Source organism: Streptosporangium saharense (genome assembly GCF_014203715.1).
Taxonomy (GTDB): domain Bacteria; phylum Actinomycetota; class Actinomycetes; order Streptosporangiales; family Streptosporangiaceae; genus Streptosporangium; species Streptosporangium saharense.
This window is the reverse complement of record NZ_JACHJP010000001.1, coordinates 1,684,290-1,702,122: the sequence shown is the minus strand read 5'-3', so window position 1 is coordinate 1,702,122 and position 17,833 is coordinate 1,684,290. Positions and strand designations below refer to the sequence as shown.

Genomic DNA, 17,833 nt, shown 5'->3' with positions numbered 1-17,833 from the left:
GGGATCAGCCCATGTGGACGGGCGCGTCTTCACTCTTGCGGCCCGCCTTGACGAACAGCGCGAGCACGGCGGCCAGCACCGCGACGCCCGTGCTGACCGTGAAGCCCAGGTGCATGCCGTCCAGGAAGGACAGGTGGGAGACCTTGGCGATGGCCTGCACGACCGGTTCGGGCACGTTGGGCATCATCTGGGCGGTCGGTGCCCCGCCGAAGGTGGCCAGTTGCTGCAGTCCCTCGACCTGCTGCGGGGGCAGCGCGGGAAGTTTGGCCTGTTCCCAGTGGCCCTGGTAGACGTCCGCGACCCTGGCCGAGACGATCGCGCCGAGGATGGCGGTGCCGAGCGCGCCGCCGACCTGCATGGCCGACTGCTGGACGCCGCCCGCGACGCCGCTGAGGTCCTCGGGGGCGTTGCCGACGATGATCTCGGTGGCGCCGACGAAGACCGGCGAGAGGCCGAAGGCGAGCAGGGCGAACGGGATACCACTGTCGATGAAGGCCGCGTCGAGACTGAGCCGGGACAGCAGGAACATCGCCACCCCGGTGATCAGCATGCCACCCGTGATCGTGATCTTGGTGCCGAACTTGCCGATGAGCACGGCGGCCAGCGGTGAGGCGACGATCATTCCCGCGCTCATCGGGAGCATCCGCATACCCGACTCAAGGGGCGAGAGGCCGTGCACGCCCTGGAAGAAGAACGTGAGGAAGAACATCGCGCCGAACATGGAGAACGCGACGAGCATCATCAGGCCGGTGCCGATGGAGACCGAGGCGTTGGAGAAGAGGCTGAGCGGCAGCAGCGGCTCGGCCGAACGGGTCTGCCACCACAGGAACGCCGCCCCGACCACCACGGCCGCGGCCAGGAAGCCGATGGTGCGCATGTCGCCCCAGCCCCAGGTGGGGGCCTGGATGATCGCCCAGACCAGGGAGAACATCGCGGCGGACAGCAGCACGACGCCCACCCAGTCGACCTTCGACAGGGTCCGCGCCCGGCTCTCGGTCAGCACCCACAGGCCCATGGCCAGCGCGGCGATGCCCACCGGGACGTTGATGAAGAAGACCGACTGCCAGCTGACGTTCTCGACCAGCAGGCCGCCGACGATCGGGCCCGCGGCGCTGGACAGGCCGATGATGCCGCCCCAGGCACCCATCGCCGTCTTCAGGCGCTCACCGGGGAAGGCCACCCGCAGCAGCGCGAGGGCGGCGGGCTGCAGCAGCGCGCCGAACAGGCCCTGGAGCACGCGCAGCCCGATCAGCATGCCGACGGAGGAGCTGAGGCCGATCGCGAGCGAGCTGAGCGCGAAGCCCGCGACGCCGATCAGGAAGATTCGCTTGTGTCCGAACAGGTCACCCAGTTTCCCCGCGGTGATCAGGAACACGGCGAGCGCGAGCAGGTAACCGCTGGTCACCCACTGCAGGTCGGACAGAGATGCCTTGAGGTCCTGGGCGATCACCGGGTTGGCGATGGAGACGACGGTGCCGTCCAGCATCACCATGATCACGCCGAGTGACACCGACAGCAGGGTGAGCCATGGGTGGCCCTGTCGTGTCGTGCCCAGGTCCGACGGTGGTGGTGCGGCCACCGTCTTGGCTTGTGCCATGGGAAGGGGTCCCCTCGTGAGTTCGCTTCGCCCCGCATTGTGTCGATTGAGGCGTCAACCCCCGGTAATTTATGACAGTCGCTGACAAGTGACAAATCCTTTGATGAGGCAGCCCATGACTTATGGCAGACTGTGAACGACACGTTTCGGAGAGGTGACACGCATGGGTCAGTACGGCCTGCGCGAGCGCAAGAAGCACAGGACCCGGCTTGCGCTGATCGACGCCGCCCTTGACCTGTTCGCCGAGCAGGGTTACGAGGCCACGACCGTCGACCAGATCGCGGCCGCGGTGGACGTCTCGCCCCGCACGTTCTTCCGCTACTTCGCGACCAAGGAGGACGTCGCCCTCTCACTGCCCCTCGACGGCCAGGAGGTCATGCTCGCCGAGCTGGCCGCGCGCCCGCCGGAGGAGCCGCCCTTCACCGCCCTCGGCCACGCCATGCGCGCGGTGGTCACCGGGCTGGAGGAGGCCGATCCCGCCGACACGGCCAGGTTCCTCAAGGCCCGCGAGCTGATCGAGAACACCCCGGCTCTCTTCGCCGGGAGCATGCGCCGCCTGATGGGCAACGAGCAGCGGCTGACCGAGGAGATCGCCAGGCGCGAGGGCGTCGGCGACGACGACCTGCTGACGCACTTCGTCGTCGCGCTGTTCGTCTCGGTGGCCAGGGCGAGCTTCGAGCACTGCCAGGTGGACGACATCCTCGCGGCCGGCTCCATCAGCGGGCGCCTTGAGGCGGTGCTCGCCCTCGCCGAGGGGGCGCTGCGCCCCGGCTGGGACCGCCCCTCGGCCCGGCCTCAGTTCATCGAGGGATCATCGGGACAGGTCGCCACGTAGGCCAGTTCGTCGCGCTGGCGGCGCAGCACCGCCCGCCACAGTGAGCCGGGGTCGTGGTGGAAGGTGTCTCCGGGCTCGGAGTCCACGACGTACCACGCCCCCTGGCCGATCTCGGCCTCAAGCTGCCCCGCCGACCACCCCGCGTAGCCGGCGAAGATCCGCATCTGGGCGATCTCCCCGGCGAGGATCTCCGGAGGGGCGTCCAGATCGACGGTCCCGATCCTGGAGACCGCGGCGTTGCCCGAGTGCAGCCGCCGCCAGCCGAGGGGTTCCTGGCCGCTCGGGACGGCGGCCAGGGCCAGTGCGCTGTCGGTCTGCACCGGCCCTCCCTGGAACAGCACCGACGGGCCGGTCACCATGCCGTCCCAGGTGGGAAGCACCTGCGTGACCGAGATGTCACTCGGCCGGTTGAGCACCACGCCGAGCGTGCCGCCGTCGAGGTCGTGCTCCAGGACGAGGACCACGCTCCGCCGGAAGTTGGGGTCGTCGAGCCGCGGCGTCGCCACCAGCAGGCCACCGACGTAGATCGCCTCCGCCATGTCTCCATCATGAAGGGTCAAAGGCGCGCCGCGCTGCGCTACCCCCACTCCAGATCTTCCGGATATCACGCTGCGTTACACAAAGCAGCGAAAGGGGAACTCTAAGTACATAGCCCATTAAATGGGGGATAAATGCGACAGGTTGGCCGGCTGACCGCGATGACGCCCGTGGCGTTCTTCGCGCTGGCCTTCCTCCTGGCCGCGGGCACCCTCCCCGCCCACCACGCAAAAGCTCCCCCCGCGAAACACGGCGTCAAGGCACCCCACCCCAAACCCCGGCCGCACAGGAGAAGCCACAGGCCCCTGGCCGTCCTCGGCGCCCCACACCCCTGGGAGACGGGCCCGCTCGCGGGAACCGAACCCGCCGCGAGCCTGCCCGTCTGGGCCGCGACCGCCGGGAGCGTGACGCTCACCGGCGGCCTGCTGTGGTGGTACGGCGCGCTCTGGCCGCGCCGTACTCCACAACGACCCATCAACACCAGACGCTCACCGTACGGCTACCGCCGCTATCCCGGCCTGGAGCTCTGAGCGTCAGGCCTCGGTCATGCCGGTGCGCGCCCTGCCACCGGCCGACTCGCGCACGGCGGCGGCGACGGCGGTGGAGACGTCGGCGTGGAACACGCTGGGGATGATGTAGTTCGGGCCGAGCTCCTCGTCGGTGACCACGGACGCCAGCGCCCTGGCCGCGGCGAGCAGCATCTCCTGGCTCACCACGCTGGCCTGCGCGTCGAGCAGACCGCGGAAGACGCCGGGGAAGGCCAGCACGTTGTTGATCTGGTTCGGGTAGTCGGAACGGCCGGTGGCCACCACGGCCGCGTGCTCGCGGGCGTCGTCGGGCGAGACCTCGGGCTCGGGGTTGGCCAGCGCGAAGACCACGGCGCCGTCGGCCATCGTCGCGATGTCGTCGCCGGTGAGGATGCCGGGGGCGGAGACGCCGACGAACACGTCGGCTCCCTTGATCGCGCCCCGCAGGTCACCGGCGTAGCCCTCGGCGTTGGTGTGCTCGGCGATCCAGCGCAGCGAGTCGTCCAGGTCGTCCCGGCCGCCGTGCACCGCGCCCAGGTAGTCGCAGACGACCACGTTGCGGGCACCGGCCGCCAGCAGCAGGCGCAGCACCGCCGTACCGGCCGCTCCGGCACCGGCCAGCGCGATGCGGACCTCGCCCAGCTCCTTGCCGACCACGCGCAGCGCGTTGGTGAGCGCGGCCAGCACGCAGATCGCGGTGCCGTGCTGGTCGTCGTGGAAGACCGGGATGTCCAGCAGTTCCCGCAGCCGCCGCTCGACCTCGAAGCAGCGCGGCGCCGAGATGTCCTCCAGGTTGATGCCGCCGAAGCCGGGGGCGATGACCTGGACCGTGCGGACGATCTCGTCCACGTCCTGGGTGTCGAGACAGATCGGCCAGGCGTCGATGTCGGCGAAGCGCTTGAAGAGGGCGGCCTTGCCCTCCATGACGGGCAGCGCGGCGGCGGGGCCGATGTTGCCCAGGCCGAGCACCGCGGAGCCGTCGGTGACCACGGCGACGGTGTTTCGCTTGATGGTCAGCCGCCGGGCGTCCTCGGGGTTGCGCGCGATGGCCATGGAGACCCGGGCGACGCCGGGGGTGTAGGCCATGGACAGCTCGTCACGGTTGCGCAGCGGCACCTTGGAGCGCATCTCGATCTTGCCACCGAGGTGCATGAGGAAGGTCCGGTCGGAGACCTTGTGGATGACGACGCCCTCCACGGCGTCCAGCTTGTCGACGATCGCCTGGGCGTGGTCGGTGTCACGCGCGGCGCAGGTGACGTCGATGCGCAGGGTCTCGTGTCCGGCGGTGGTGACGTCGAGAGCGGTGACCACCCCTCCGGCTGACTCTACGGCGTGGGTGAGCTGGCTGACGGCCTTTCCTCCTGCGGGCACCTCAAGGCGCACGGTGATGGAGTAAGACACGCTCGGCACGGTGGCCACAGTCATCCGCTCCTTCGCGAAGGGACTGGTTGGAGTCCCTCCATCGTGCCACCAACCGGCGGGTGTCCGTGCCGGGGTCGCTCAGCTCAGAGCTGTCGATGCGGTCACAATCAGCTCGACGCACGTGTCGACCGGGATGCTCGTGCTGTCCAGCACGAGGTGGTAGAGCGTCGGAGAGGCCGAATCCGCACGGTAGAAGTGGCGGACGTAGGCGGCCCGCGCCCGGTCGTTGTCCTCGATGAGCCTGCGCGCCTGACGCTCGCTCACCTCGCCCAGGGTCGCGGTCTGCACGACCCTGCGGGCGAGCGGTCCGTCGAGCCGTACGTGCAGTGCGCCCGGATGGTCGGCCAGCACGAGCGCGCCCGCCCTGCCGAGGAACACGCCGCCCTGCTCCCTGGCGATCTGCCTGATCACCCGTTCGGTGTGGGCGACGAAGTCCTCGGCGGGCAGCGGCATGACGCCGGGGATGTACATGTCCATGCCGCCGAAGCTCGCCGCGGGCAGCCGCATCGCCCCGGCCAGCAGCCTGGCCAGGCCGTGCTCTGCCCGGTCGTCGTGCGCCAGGACGTCCTCAAGACTGCAGCCGAGCTCGACGGCGACCGTGCCGGGAATCGCCCGGTCGAGGAAGGGAACCCCGAGGCGCCCGGCGACCGCCGGTCCGATGACGCTTCCGGCGGTGCCGTACGTCGCGGAGATGGTGACGACCCGCATGACCTGTTCATGCCCGGAAACCGGGGGTCCCCATACGTGCTTTTACGGCTTTTACGGTGGTTCCCTATCCGTTGTGAAGGTCAGAACAGGGCGCTGGCCAGGCTCCTGCGGGCCTTGCTGACCGACGGGTCGTCCGCGGGAAGCGTCTCGAACAGGCTGAGCAGGTGGGTCCTGACCCGGTCACGGTCATCGCCCGAGGTGCGCCGTACGACCGCGACGAGCCTGTCGAAGGCCGCGTCCACCTCGCCGGAGAGCATCTCGAAGTCGGCGGCCAGGAGCTGGGCGTCGAGGTCGGCCGGGTCGGACAGGCGGCGCTGCACCTCCGCGGGATCGACGTCCTGGGTGCGCCTGATCAGGCCGAGGCCCGCGAGGCCGATCCTGGCGTCCTCGTTGTTCGGCGAGCGCGCGAGCAGCCGTTCGTAGGCGGCCACCGCGCCGTCGAGATCACCGGCGTCGATGGCCTGCTCGGCGGCGAGGACGTCCGGGTCGGTGGGAGGCTCCGCGGGCTGCTCCTGCGCCTCGCCGCCCTCGGGAACCGGCGGGAGATACTGGGCGAGGGCCTCAAGGAGTTGCGAGAGCCAGTCGCGAAGCTGCGCCTCCGTCGCGATGCCCGGGACGACGGCGACCGGCTGGCCCTGGAAGAGGGCGTAGAGGGCGGGCACGTTCTGCACCCGCAGCGCCTGCGCGATCTGCGGGCTGACCTCGACGTCGACCCGCGCCAGGGTCCACCGGCCCGCGTTCTCCGCGGCCAGCTTCTCCAGCAGCAGGCTGTACTCCCTGGCCTGCTCCGCCCTGGTCACGGTGAGCTCCAGCAGCACGAGGCTGTTCATGGAGCGGTCGACGACCTCCGTGGTGAAGTTGGCGTCGTCCACGTCGATGACCGGCGCCGGCACGCCACCGGTCTCCTGGGCGGTGGCCTCCCGGCGCGCCTGCGCGTCTAGCGCCTGCTTACGGGCGCCGAGATCGACGGCACCGTAGAGCGATCCTGCTCGTTTGAAGTCCGCTGGGCTCATACTCCAATCCTGCCGCATCCGGGCGGTTACGCCGACTCGGCACCACGCCGGGAACACCCCGGGGGCCGACCCGGCCCCCGGGGTCTCCGTCAGAAGCGCGCGGGCTCGGTGTAGACGCCCCACACGTCGCGCAGGGCGTCGCAGATCTCGCCGAGGGTGGCCTCTGCGCGGACCGCGTCCAGCATGGTCGGGATCAGGTTGCCCTCTCCCCTGGCCACCTCGACCATCGCGGCGAGCGTCCGCTCGACGGCCTGGGCGTCACGGGCCGTCCTGCGCTCGGCGAGGACGCGGTTCTGTTCGCGCTCGACCTCGTGGCTGATCCTGAGGATCTCCAGCGGCTCGTCGAGGGAGGCGGTGTGGCAGTTGACGCCGACGATGCGCTTCTCGCCCTTCTCCAGCTTGCGCTGGTAGTCGAAGGCGGCCTCGGCGATCTCGGACATGAACCAGCCGTCCTCGATGCCGCGCAGGATCCCGGCCGTCATCGACCCGTCGGAGCCCATGTCCCTGACCTTGGCGAAGATCGCCTCGGCCTCGGCCTCGATCCTGTCGGTCAGCGCCTCCACGTACCAGGAGCCGCCGAGCGGGTCGGCCACGTTGACGACCTCGGTCTCCTCCATGATCACCTGCTGGGTGCGCAGCGCGATCTCGGCGGCCTTCTGCGAGGGCAGCGCGAGGACCTCGTCGAGGGCGTTGGTGTGCAGCGAGTTGGTGCCGCCGAGCACCGCCGCCAGCGCCTCGATCGCGGTGCGCACCACGTTGTTGTACGGCTGCTGCGCCGTCAGGGAGACGCCCGCGGTCTGGGTGTGGAAGCGCAGCCACTGGGCCTTGTCCGTCTTGGCGCCGTAGACGTCGCGCAGCCACCGCGCCCAGATCCGCCTGGCGGCCCTGAACTTGGCGATCTCCTCGAAGAAGTCGATGTGCGCGTCGAAGAAGAACGACAGGCCGGGGGCGAAGACGTCCACGTCCAGTCCCCTGGACAGGCCGAGCTCGACGTAGCCGAACCCGTCGGCCAGGGTGAAGGCCAGCTCCTGCGCGGCCGTGGCCCCGGCCTCGCGGATGTGGTAGCCGGACACGCTGAGCGGCTTGTAGGCCGGGATGTTCGTCGCGCAGAACTCCATCAGGTCGCCGATCAGCCGCAGGTGCGGCTCGGGGGCGAACAGCCACTCCTTCTGGGCGATGTACTCCTTGAAGATGTCGGTCTGCAGCGTCCCGTTGAGCCTGCCGACCGGCACCCCCTGGCGTTCCGCGGCCACGACGTACATGCAGAACAGCGGCACCGCGGGGCCGCTGATCGTCATCGAGGTCGTGATGTCGCCGAGCGGGATGTCGTCGAAGAGCAGTTCCATGTCCAGCGCGGAGTCGATCGCGACCCCGCAGTGGCCGACCTCGCCGAGAGAGCGCGGGTCGTCGGAGTCGCGGCCCATCAGCGTCGGCATGTCGAAGGCGACGCTGAGGCCGCCGCCGCCCGCGCCGAGGATCATCTTGTAACGCTCGTTGGTCTGCCTGGCGTTGCCGAACCCGGCGAACTGCCGGATGGTCCACGCCTTGCCCCGGTAGCCGGTGGGGTGCAGGCCACGGGTGAAGGGGTACTCCCCCGGCCAGCCGATCCGCTCGAAGCGCGGATCGTCTTCCTGGGGTCCGTATACGGGCGCGACGTCGAGGCCGGAGAGCGTCCGGAACTCGGAATCACGCTTGGCTGCCCTGTCGAAACGCGCCTGCCAGCGCGCCCTGCCCGCCTCGATCTCCTCGGCGTCCATGGCCAACTCCCTCTAACGCCCTTGTACGGCTCGGCTTCTCGTGATGGCTTGTGGCCTCGAAAAGATACTAGGACGTCCTATTAATTTTTGGCCAGTTCGCCGGGGGAGCCGTCCGGCGCCGCCCTCAGTCCTCGAAGTCCCCCGCGGCCACCCTGATGGTCCTGAGCAGGCCGAACATCTGGTCGAGCTCCGCCTCGCCGTACATGGTCATGCCGAAACCGGCGGCCATCAGGTCGTCCGTCGCCGCGCTGACGACCTCCCGTCCCTGGGAGGTGATCTCCGCGAGCACCCCGCGGCCGTCGCGGGGGTTGCGCATGCGGCGGACGAGACCGGCGCGTTCGAGGCGGTCCACGGTGTTCGTGACGCTCGTCGGATGGACCATCAGCCGTTCACCGATGCGTGACAGCGGCAGCGCGCCGGACTTGCTGAAGGTCAGCAGCACCAGCGCCTCGTAGCGCGCGAAGGTCAAGTCATACGGTTTGAGCAGCGTGTCCAGTTGCGCCAGCAGGATCTGGTGCGCTCTCATGATCGACGTGACGGCGGCCATGGCCGAGGACTGTCCGAAGTGAACGCGCCACGTCTCCGCGGCGCGCTCGATGGGGTCGAACGGCAGATTCAGCTGACCTGTAGCCACAGGGTTACGTTAGCGCGGCCTCGTCCCCATCCGCCCGTGCCCACAGAGCGCCGACCTGATGGCTTCACCAAGAACCCGGGCGTCAAACGTCACGCTCGGTTATGGTTCCCACATCGAATGGTGAGGGCGCGGCCAAGTGGTCGCGCGCGCTCAGTCCGGATCTGCGGGGGACGCCGACCGGACCGGTGACCGAGGGGACCGGTTCACCGCACATTCACAGCACGGGGGGTGCTTGATGAACGACGACCTGACGGCGTTCGTACGCCGTATGACCTCTGGCATGTGTCCGGGCACGGGCGGCACGGCGTGGACCGTTTCCACGCACGGCGGTGCGTGACCACAGAGGCGTTTCACGCGAGGAACTCCAGCAGAGCGCGTTGGTGGCGGTCGCCGTCCTGCTCGTGCTCGGCGTGGTCGCGGCGTGGAGCGTCCTCATACCCGGCGTCAGCGCGTGGGAGAACGTCATCGCCGCGGTGATCGGCTCGCTGCGGCTCACCGGGCCCGTCGCGGCCGCCTTCGCCGCGTGGGTCGCGGTGCGCAGGCGGCGCGGGGCCAGGCGGCGTCCACGGAGCGCCTGGCAGGCGATGCGCGCGCCACTGGCCGTCGCTGTCGTCGTGGCCGCGTCCTTCACCGCGACGGTGCTGGTCATGGCGGTCAGGACCGTGCTCACCGAGCAGGCGGGCGGGCTGCTGCCCAGCGGCCTGATGATGGGCATCGCGGGCCTGACACTCTACGTCACGCTCGGGTGGGTGATCGGGTGGCTGCTGCCCTGGACGATCACCCCGGTGTTCGCCGGGCTCGGCTGCTACGGCCTCTTCACCTGGCTGGCCAGGGGGCAGACGTGGACCGACCGCCTGGCCCCCGCGACGCGGGAGCCGTACGACGTGTTCCGTGGGCTGAGCGCGACGGCCTTCACCGACCAGTCGCTGTGGCTGCTCGGAGTCAGTACGGCGTTGCTGCTCGGCTGGGCGGCGCTGGTGACACGGCAGGCGCTGGCGCTGGCCGGGGCGCTGCTGGCGGTGCTCGCCGCGGGCACCGGGATGGCCAGGCTGATCAGCGAGCCCGCGTCCATCTCTGCCCAGCGGGTGGTCTACAGCTGCCAGGAGTGGCCGATCACGGTCTGTGTGCACCCGGGGATGCGCACGGGGCTGCCCGAACTGGGCTCCGCGTTCGTCAAGATCGCCTCCCGCCTCGCGGGGACGCCCGGCGAGTTCTCACGGCTCGAACAGCGGCCCCGCAGCGACGACGCCACCATCTCCTCCGGCGCCATGCCGATCCACGTGGACGACCTGTCCACCGGGTTCGCCGACGCGGCGGCCGACGAGTTCGTCGAGAGGCTGGCCAGGCAGTGCGACGGCAGCCCGGCCGCCGGATACCGCGACATCGTGATCGCCTGGCTGCGCGGCAAGCCGCTGCCCGGTGGGCCACTGCCCGAGCACCAGTACGCCGCGGCCTGGTTCTCCGGGCTGACGGAGACCCAGCGGCGCGAGTGGCTGCGGCTGAACTACGCCGACTTCGCGGCGTGCAGGTTGCGGAGCGAACACTTCGGCGGCCAGGCCGTACAGGCAGCGCAGCCGTTCCAGCCCGCCCAGCCGGTGCAGCCCACCCAGCCGGTCCAGTCCGTCCAGGCGAGTGAGCTCGCCTCCCCCGGGCAGACGAACCGGGTACGGCGCGCGGGACACTCGGGGCGGGCGAGCGGCCACCGGCACAGGATCGGGCGCGCCAACGGCCTGAGTCACAGGGAGGGGTCCGCACCCCGGGACGCGGACGGTGACAGGCGTCTGGCGCGTCCGTCCCGCCACGATTGACGTGATCGGCATAGGCTCGACGCGGGAGCACGGTCCGTCCGGGACTGCCCGATATGAGAACGCCGATCCGGACGGCCCCTTCCCGTGAGAACGCGGCCACCGAGGGAAGGAGACCGCCGTGAACGCCCCCTTGGAAGCGCCGCCGCAACCGGCGTCCGCACCGCCCCCGCGCAGGGGTGTGCGCCTGCTCGCCGGGCTGCTCGTCACCGTCGTCCTGCTCGTCGTGGGTGCCCGCCTCGCCTGGTCGTGGCTGAACCCGTTCGGCGAGACCACCGTCGACCGCAGCCAGCCCGCGCTGCTTGAGTCGATCCACAACCTCAGCCGCTTCGAGGCGGCGACCGGCAACTTCCAGGTCGTCGTGGACCTGGAGAAGGACGCCGCCTTCCTTCCCGACGCCATCAAGGGCAGCCGCACCCTCTTCGTGGGCGCGGGCGGGGTCGACGCCTACGTCGACTTCGGCGGCCTGGCCTCCGGCGCGCTGACCGTCTCCCCCGACCGCAAACAGGTCACGGTACGGCTGCCGCACGCCCAGCTTGAGAAGCCCAACCTCGACAACAAGCGCTCCTACGTCTTCGCCCAGCAGCGCGGCCTCTTCGACCGGGTCGAGGACTTCCTGTCCTCCTCCCCCGGCGGCCAGCAGGAGCTCTACATGCTGGCCGAGAAGAAGATCGCCGACGCGGCGCGGGCCAGTGACCTGCTCGCCCGCGCCGACCAGAACACCAAGACCATGCTCCAGGGCATGCTCGGCGGACTCGGCTTCGAGAAGATCACGGTCGAGTTCGCGCCCCAGCCCTGACCGGTTCTCCGGTCAGGGACAGCTCGTCAGTCGACGGCGGCCAGCAGCTCGTCGGCCGCCCGGTAGGGGTCGAGCCCCTCGTCGAGCATCCGCTGGGCCAGCGCGTCCAGGCGCCGGTCGCCGTGCAGGTGCGCGAAGCGCGAGCGGAGGGTGGCCAGCGCGATCGCCTCGATCTCGTCACGGGCCCTGGCCTGGCGCCTGCGCCCGAGCTCGCCTGACTCCTCCAGGTAGGACCAGTGCGCGTCGAGGGCGCCGACCACGTCCTGCGCCCCCTCGCCCCGGTAGGCGACGGTCGGCACGATCGGCGGCTTCCAGTCACGCGCGACCAGGGCGATCATGTTGCGCAGCTCCCTGATGGCCGCCTGGGCGCCGTCGCGGTCGGCCTTGTTGACCACGAACACGTCGGCGATCTCCAGGATGCCCGCCTTGGCCGCCTGCACGCCGTCCCCCATGCCGGGGGCGAGCAGCACGATGGTGGTGTCGGCCTGGGAGGCGATGTCCACCTCCGCCTGGCCGACCCCGACTGTCTCGACGAGGATGACCTCGCACCCCGCGGCCTCCAGGACGCGCAGCGCCTGGGGGGTCGCCCACGACAGGCCGCCCAGGTGACCCCGGCTGGCCATCGAGCGGATGAACACCCCGGGGTCGGTCGCGTGGTCCTGCATCCGCACCCGGTCACCGAGCAGCGCGCCACCGGTGAACGGCGAGGACGGGTCGACGGCGAGGACGCCGACCTTCCTGCCCTGCTCGCGGAAGGCTCGCACGAGCATCCCGGTCGAGGTCGACTTGCCCACGCCGGGGGAGCCGGTCAGCCCGATGATCCTGGCCGTGGTCGTGCGCTCGGCGCAGAGCCTGGCCATGATCTCCCTGAGCAGGGGCGAGCCGTTCTCCACCAGGGAGATCAGCCTGGCGACCGCGCGGGGCTGCCCGGCCCGCGCCCGCGCGACCAGGTCGGCGACGTCGACCTCGGGAGAGTGCCCGTTCCCCGTGGCCGCGGGCCGCTCGCGGGTCACCGGCCCCTGGTCCCGCACCGTCACGCCGAGGGGACCCGGATGATCAGGGCGTCGCCCTGGCCACCGCCGCCGCACAGGCCCGCGGCGCCGAGCCCGCCGCCCCTGCGCCTCAGCTCGTGGGCGAGGGCCAGCACGATGCGGGCGCCGGAGGCCCCGATCGGGTGGCCGACGGCGATGCCGCCGCCGTTGACGTTGACCCTGTCGAGCGGGACGCCGAGCTCCTTGGCCGACTGCAGCACGACCTGGGCGAAGGCCTCGTTGATCTCCAGCAGGTCGAGGTCCTCGACGGAGAGCCCCTGCTTGTCCAGCGCGTGCCTGATGGCGTTGGCCGGCTGGGACTGCAGCGAGTTGTCGGGGCCCGCGACGTTGCCGTGCGCGCCGATCTCGGCCAGCCAGTCGAGCCCGAGCTCCTCGGCCTTGGCCCTGGACATCACGACGACCGCGCAGGCGCCGTCGGAGATCTGGGAGGAGGAACCGGCGGTGATCGTGCCGTCCTTGCTGAAGGCGGGACGCAGCCGGGCCAGCACCTCGACGGTGGTGTCGGCCCGCACGCCCTCGTCGGCGGCGAAGACCACCGGATCACCCTTGCGCTGCGGGATCGTCACCGGGACGATCTCGTCGTCGAGCACACCGTTCTTGATCGCCGCGGCGGCCAGCTCGTGGGAGCGGGCGGAGAAGACGTCCTGCTCCTCACGGGTCAGGCCGAGGCGCTCGTTGTGACGCTCTGTCGACTCGCCCATGGACACCTGGTCGTAGGCGTCGCTGAGGCCGTCGTGCGCCATCGAGTCCACGATGCCCGCGTCGCCGTACTTCACCCCCCTGCGCAGACCGGGCAGCAGGTGCGGGGCGTTGGACATGGACTCCATGCCGCCCGCGACCACGATGTCGAACTCGCCCGCCCTGATGAGCTGGTCGGCCAGGGCGATGGCGTCGAGACCGGACAGGCAGACCTTGTTGATCGTCAGTGACGGCACGGTCATCGGGATCCCGGCCTTGACCGCGGCCTGGCGGGCGGGGATCTGTCCCGCTCCGGCCTGCAGGACCTGACCCATGATCACGTACTGCACGGCCTCGGGAGCGACGCCTGAGCGCTCCAGCGCGGCCTTGATGGCGATGCCGCCGAGCTCGACGGCCGAAAGGCCGGACAACGAGCCGAGCAGCCGCCCGATGGGGGTGCGAGCTCCGGCGACAATGACGGAACCAGACATAGCGGGGCCTCCCTGGCGGGGCTTGGGACGACTTTGCCACCATACCCATGGGTACCCGAGTAGCCGCCATGGAGGTTAGGCATATGTTCATGCGCATTGATCATGTGGGAATCGCCTGCCACGACCTTGAGGAGAAGATCGCCTTCTTCCAGCGGACCTTCGAGCTGACCGTGGTCGCTCGCGAGGTCAACGAGGAGCAGGGCGTCAAGGAGGCGATGCTGCACATCGCCGACGGAAACGGGGGCGGGTCCTACATCCAGCTCCTCGAACCGCTCGGCCCCGACACACCGGTCGGCAAATTCCTCGCCAAGCGGGGCGAAGGGGTGCACCACGTGGCGTTCGGCGTCCCGGACGTCGCCGAGGCGATGCAGGTGATCGGCGACAGGGGCGTCAGGCTCCTCGACAAGGCACCCCGGCACGGCACGATGGGATCCTCCATCGCTTTCCTGCACCCCAAGGATGTCGGCGGAATGCTGACCGAACTCGTTCAGGCGCCAAAGCACTAAAGGCGCGCCGTGTCAAATGTAAGAAACGTTCGTACGTAACAAGTCACGCAGAAAGCCAGAGGAGACCGACAACTCGGCGACTCCAGAGTACGCTGGCCTACCACCGGACGTGTGGATCCCGCCACGGCTCCGCCTCGGATGTCCGAACAATCCCCCGTCCGGCCCGTGTAGCCGCCTCGACAACCCAGGATCGAGCCTCCATGCAGTCCGACATCGATGCCCAGCTCAACAATTTCTTCGAAGACGCCCCCGCTCGGGAATTCGACGTGGTGCTCCGCGGCTATGACCGGCACCAGGTCCACGACCATCTGAAGCAGGTCGACAACGAACTGCGCCAGACCAGGGAACAGCTCCAGGGCATGCAACGGGAGCTGGCAGACTCCCAGCGGCAGCTTCAGGAGCAGGAGCGTCCGACCTACTCGGGTCTCGGCGCGCGCATCGAACAGTTGTTGCGCCTGGCCGAGGAGCAGGCGACGGAGCTGGTCCAGGCCGCTCGTTCCGAGGCGAACGAGATCAAGGCCGCGTCGAAGGTCGAGGCGGCCGACCTGCGCGCCGCGGCGGAGAACGAGGCGGCGGAGAAGCGAGCCCTCGCCACCCGCGAGGCCGACGACATGCGCACCACCGCGGAGCGGGACGCCGACGAGATCCGCTCAACCGCCCGTCGTGAGGCCGACGAGCTGACCGCGACCACCGAGCGCGAGGTCGCCAAGCTCAGGGCGACCGCCGACCACGAGGTCGCCGAGAAGCGCGCGGACGCCGAGCGTGAGATCGCCAAGCTGCGCACGACCACCGAGCGCGAGGTCGCCCAGCTGCGCGCCTCGACCAAGCGTGAGCGCGACGAGATCCTGACCACCGCCAAGCGCCAGGCCGACGAGATGCGCGCCCAGGCCCAGCGGGTCCTTGAGGAGTCCGAGGCCAAGCGCGCCCAGGACGAGGCCGAGTTCGAGATCCAGCTCGCCTCCCGCCGGGAGGAGGCCGAGCGCCAGGAGGCCGAGCGCCACGCCACCGCCCAGGCCAACACCCAGAAGCTGGTCTCCGAGGCCGAGCAGCGCGCGGCGACCGCCGAACAGCGCGCGACCAAGGCGACCCAGCAGGCAGAGCAGACCCGTCGCGAGGCCGACACCCACGCCAAGCAGCTGCTCGCCAACGCCCGCAAGAACGCCGACCAGCTCGTCTCCGACGCCAAGACCAGCGCCGAGTCGATCGTCTCCGAGGCCAAGGCCGAGGCCGAGCGCAGCCGTACGGTGGCCCAGCGCCAGGTCGACGAGCTGACCCGCCAGCGTGACAGCATCACCAGCCACCTCGCCCAGCTGCGCCAGCTGCTCGGCGGCGCGCCGCTGCCCGCGGCCGACCCCGAGCCCGCCATCGCCGCGGCACCGCCGAAGCCGGCCATCCCGGCCTCCAACGGCAGCGAGAAGCCGCTGACGCCCGCCGCGAAGTCGCCCGCCAAGGACGACGACGCGGAGTGGTGGCAGGAGTAGGCCCCGCCTGGCGAGGCGCTACGACGGCTACGGGAGAGCCTGGCGACCATGAGGTCGCTAGGCTCTCTTGTCACGTTCCCGCCGTTTCCCCATCGCCAGGAGCACCAGTGTCCGAAGCGTCCCAGGCAGCCGATGTCACCCCACCTGCGGCGCCGCCCACGGTGCCGAGAGCCAGGCCTGAGTTCGCCGAGCCGTACGGCAAGCCGGGCAAGCCGCTGACGAGAAGCCCGTATCTCATCGGGCTGACCGGGGGTCTGGGGGTTCTGACGGCCTGGGCGCTGGCCCAGGCGCTGATCACGGCGCGCAGCGTGATCGTGCTGGTCATCGTGGCGATGTTCCTCGCCGTGGGGCTCAACCCCGCGGTCGAGGCGTTGCAGCGGCGCCGGATGCCCCGCAGGGGGGCGATCTCGATCGTCTTCGGCGGGGTGATCCTGTTCTTCGTGCTGTTCGGGCTGGCGATCGTCCCGCCGGTGAGCCGGGAGATCGCCTCCTTCGTCGGCGCGGTTCCCGGTTACGTCAGGGAGCTGCTGGCCAACCCCACGCTGAAGACGCTGGACAGCGACTACCAGATCCTCACCAGGATCGGCGACTACGTCACCAGTGGTGGTCTGGCCCAGACCGTGGCCGGGGGCCTGGTCGGGGCGAGCGCCGTGGTGTTCGACGCGTTCTTCTCCGGCTTCACACTGCTGGTGCTGACGCTGTACTTCCTGGGCTCGCTGCCCTCGATCAAGGACTATCTCTTCCGGCTCGTGCCGAACAGCCGCAGGGACCGGACCAGGGCGCTGGGTGACGAGATCCTCGACGGCATCGGCGGTTACGTGGCGGGGAACCTGTTGATCTCGGTGATCGCCGGGGTGACGACCTGGGTGTTCCTGGCGATACTGAACATGCCCTACGCCCTGGCCCTCGCCCTGATCGTGGCGGTCACGGACCTGATCCCGCTGGTCGGCGCGACGATCGGCGCCGTGCTGGTGACGCTGGTCGCGCTGCTGCAGTCGTGGACGCTCGGCGTGGCCTGCGGGATCTTCTTCCTGATCTACCAGCAGATCGAGAACTACCTGATCTATCCGCGCGTCATGAAGCGCTCGGTGGACGTGGCGCCCGCGGTCACCGTGATCGCCGCGCTGTTCGGCGGAGCGCTGATGGGCATCGTCGGGGCGCTGCTGGCCATCCCGGTGGCCGCGGCGATCGCGTTGATCATCCGTGAGGTCGTGCTTCCCCGGCAATCCCAGCTATGAAGGCGGCGACTGCCGCGTTGAACGCCTCCGGCTGTTCGAGCGCGCTCAGGTGCCCGGCCCGCTCGATCACCGCCAGCCTCCCGTCCGGTACGGCCTCGGCCATCGCCCGCGCGTCGGCGACCGGGGTGACCTCGTCCTCCTCCCCCACGACCACCAGGGCGGGGACGGTGAGCCCGCGCAGGGTGTCGAAGGAGTCGGGACGGCCCGCCATGGCCCGCTGAGCCCAGGCGACCGCCCCCGGCGGGGCCGACTCGATCAGGGCTCGCACCCGGCCGAAGACCATCGCCCTGCTGCGCGCGGTCGTTCTGCCGACCATCGCGGACATGATCTCCCCGCCCAGGAAGGAGGAGCCCTCGGCGAGCACGGTCGTGGCGACGCGCTCGCGGTTCGCTCTGGCCGCCTCGGTGTCGGCGCCCGCCTTGGTGTCGGCGAGCACCACCCCGAGCAGCCGGTCGGGGTGGTGCCTGCACATGGCCATCGTCACGTAGCCGCCCATGGACTGGCCGACGACGACGGCCCTGTCGATCTCCCGGTGGTCGAGCAGGCGCGCCACGTCGTCGGCCATCACGTCGACGGAGGGCTCCTGATCACCGAGCGGGGTGCCGCCGAAGCCGCGCAGGTCGGGGGTGATGACCTCGCAGGAGGAGGACAGCCCCTCCCGCTGGGCCAGCCACATGGCCGAGGAGAGCGGGAAGGCGTGCAGCAGGACGACCGGGAGTCCCCGGCCCGCCGACCGTGTGTACATCAGCACGC

Annotated in this window: 17 protein-coding genes; 7 read left to right on the top strand and 10 right to left on the bottom strand. The window is 70.3% G+C overall.

The features are described from left to right. Positions 1-4 precede the first annotated feature (4 nt). Positions 5-1,597 carry an MFS transporter gene (locus FHS44_RS08160; protein WP_184713222.1) on the bottom strand — a complete coding sequence of 531 codons (1,593 nt, stop codon included), beginning with the start codon at positions 1,595-1,597 and terminating at the stop codon, positions 5-7. Positions 1,598-1,760: 163 nt separating this feature from the next. Between FHS44_RS08160 and FHS44_RS08155 the strand changes: the two genes are divergently transcribed. Then, a complete protein-coding gene (locus FHS44_RS08155; protein ID WP_184713221.1) occupies positions 1,761-2,432 on the top strand; it encodes a TetR family transcriptional regulator in 672 nt (223 codons plus the stop codon). Here the strand turns inward: FHS44_RS08155 and FHS44_RS08150 are convergent. Beyond that, a complete protein-coding gene (locus tag FHS44_RS08150) occupies positions 2,393-2,971 on the bottom strand; it encodes a YqgE/AlgH family protein (RefSeq protein WP_184713220.1) in 579 nt (192 codons plus the stop codon). The two genes, FHS44_RS08155 and FHS44_RS08150, sit on opposite strands and share 40 nt — an antisense overlap. 132 nt (positions 2,972-3,103) lie before the next feature. Between FHS44_RS08150 and FHS44_RS08145 the strand changes: the two genes are divergently transcribed. Further along, positions 3,104-3,499 carry a hypothetical protein gene (locus tag FHS44_RS08145; protein ID WP_184713219.1) on the top strand — a complete coding sequence of 132 codons (396 nt, stop codon included), beginning with the start codon at positions 3,104-3,106 and terminating at the stop codon, positions 3,497-3,499. A 3-nt stretch (positions 3,500-3,502) separates the two neighbouring features. On the opposite strand, the gene FHS44_RS08140 is transcribed toward FHS44_RS08145, so the two are convergent. From FHS44_RS08140 to FHS44_RS08120, 5 genes are all read right to left on the bottom strand, one after another. Beyond that, a complete protein-coding gene (locus FHS44_RS08140) occupies positions 3,503-4,915 on the bottom strand; it encodes an NAD-dependent malic enzyme (RefSeq protein ID WP_184713494.1) in 1,413 nt (470 codons plus the stop codon). 81 nt (positions 4,916-4,996) lie between these two features. Then, a complete protein-coding gene (locus FHS44_RS08135; RefSeq protein ID WP_184713218.1) occupies positions 4,997-5,626 on the bottom strand; it encodes a cytidylate kinase-like family protein in 630 nt (209 codons plus the stop codon). Positions 5,627-5,706: 80 nt separating this feature from the next. Continuing rightward, a complete protein-coding gene (locus FHS44_RS08130; RefSeq protein ID WP_184713217.1) occupies positions 5,707-6,639 on the bottom strand; it encodes a tetratricopeptide repeat protein in 933 nt (310 codons plus the stop codon). Between the two features lie 89 nt (positions 6,640-6,728). Then, positions 6,729-8,396, bottom strand: coding sequence for a coenzyme B12-dependent isobutyryl-CoA mutase large subunit (gene icmA, locus FHS44_RS08125; protein WP_184713216.1), 1,668 nt, complete (start codon positions 8,394-8,396; stop codon positions 6,729-6,731). A 124-nt stretch (positions 8,397-8,520) separates the two neighbouring features. Further along, the gene (locus FHS44_RS08120; RefSeq protein WP_184713215.1) at positions 8,521-9,030 is read right to left on the bottom strand and encodes a MarR family winged helix-turn-helix transcriptional regulator; all 510 of its coding nucleotides are present in this window, start codon (positions 9,028-9,030) and stop codon (positions 8,521-8,523) included. Positions 9,031-9,359: 329 nt separating this feature from the next. On the opposite strand from FHS44_RS08120, the gene FHS44_RS08115 reads away from it, so the two are divergent. Together FHS44_RS08115 and FHS44_RS08110 are read left to right on the top strand one after the other, a co-directional pair. Continuing rightward, positions 9,360-10,838 (top strand): hypothetical protein, encoded by a 1,479-nt coding sequence (locus FHS44_RS08115; protein WP_184713214.1) that lies wholly within the window; start codon positions 9,360-9,362, stop codon positions 10,836-10,838. A 118-nt stretch (positions 10,839-10,956) separates the two neighbouring features. After that, positions 10,957-11,634 (top strand): DUF4230 domain-containing protein, encoded by a 678-nt coding sequence (locus FHS44_RS08110; RefSeq protein WP_184713213.1) that lies wholly within the window; start codon positions 10,957-10,959, stop codon positions 11,632-11,634. A gap of 26 nt (positions 11,635-11,660) precedes the next feature. Here FHS44_RS08110 and meaB read toward each other — a convergent pair whose 3' ends face one another. Then, entirely contained in the window at positions 11,661-12,584 is a 924-nt protein-coding gene (gene meaB / locus FHS44_RS08105; RefSeq protein WP_221460576.1) for a methylmalonyl Co-A mutase-associated GTPase MeaB, read from the bottom strand. Between the two features lie 83 nt (positions 12,585-12,667). Beyond that, positions 12,668-13,855, bottom strand: coding sequence for an acetyl-CoA C-acetyltransferase (locus FHS44_RS08100; RefSeq protein ID WP_184713212.1), 1,188 nt, complete (start codon positions 13,853-13,855; stop codon positions 12,668-12,670). 83 nt (positions 13,856-13,938) lie between these two features. Between FHS44_RS08100 and mce the strand changes: the two genes are divergently transcribed. The 3 genes from mce (at position 13,939) to FHS44_RS08085 (ending at position 17,080) form a co-directional block, all read left to right on the top strand. Further along, entirely contained in the window at positions 13,939-14,361 is a 423-nt protein-coding gene (gene mce / locus FHS44_RS08095) for a methylmalonyl-CoA epimerase (protein ID WP_184713211.1), read from the top strand. Positions 14,362-14,561: 200 nt separating this feature from the next. Next, positions 14,562-15,842: a DivIVA domain-containing protein gene (locus tag FHS44_RS08090; protein WP_184713210.1), complete on the top strand. Its 1,281-nt coding sequence runs from the start codon at positions 14,562-14,564 to the stop codon at positions 15,840-15,842. Positions 15,843-15,949: 107 nt separating this feature from the next. Further along, complete coding sequence (locus FHS44_RS08085; RefSeq protein ID WP_312863562.1) at positions 15,950-17,080, top strand: AI-2E family transporter; 1,131 nt, start codon at positions 15,950-15,952, stop codon at positions 17,078-17,080. On the opposite strand, the gene FHS44_RS08080 is transcribed toward FHS44_RS08085, so the two are convergent. Continuing rightward, positions 17,040-17,825 (bottom strand): alpha/beta fold hydrolase, encoded by a 786-nt coding sequence (locus tag FHS44_RS08080; RefSeq protein ID WP_184713491.1) that lies wholly within the window; start codon positions 17,823-17,825, stop codon positions 17,040-17,042. The two genes, FHS44_RS08085 and FHS44_RS08080, sit on opposite strands and share 41 nt — an antisense overlap. Positions 17,826-17,833 lie beyond the last annotated feature (8 nt).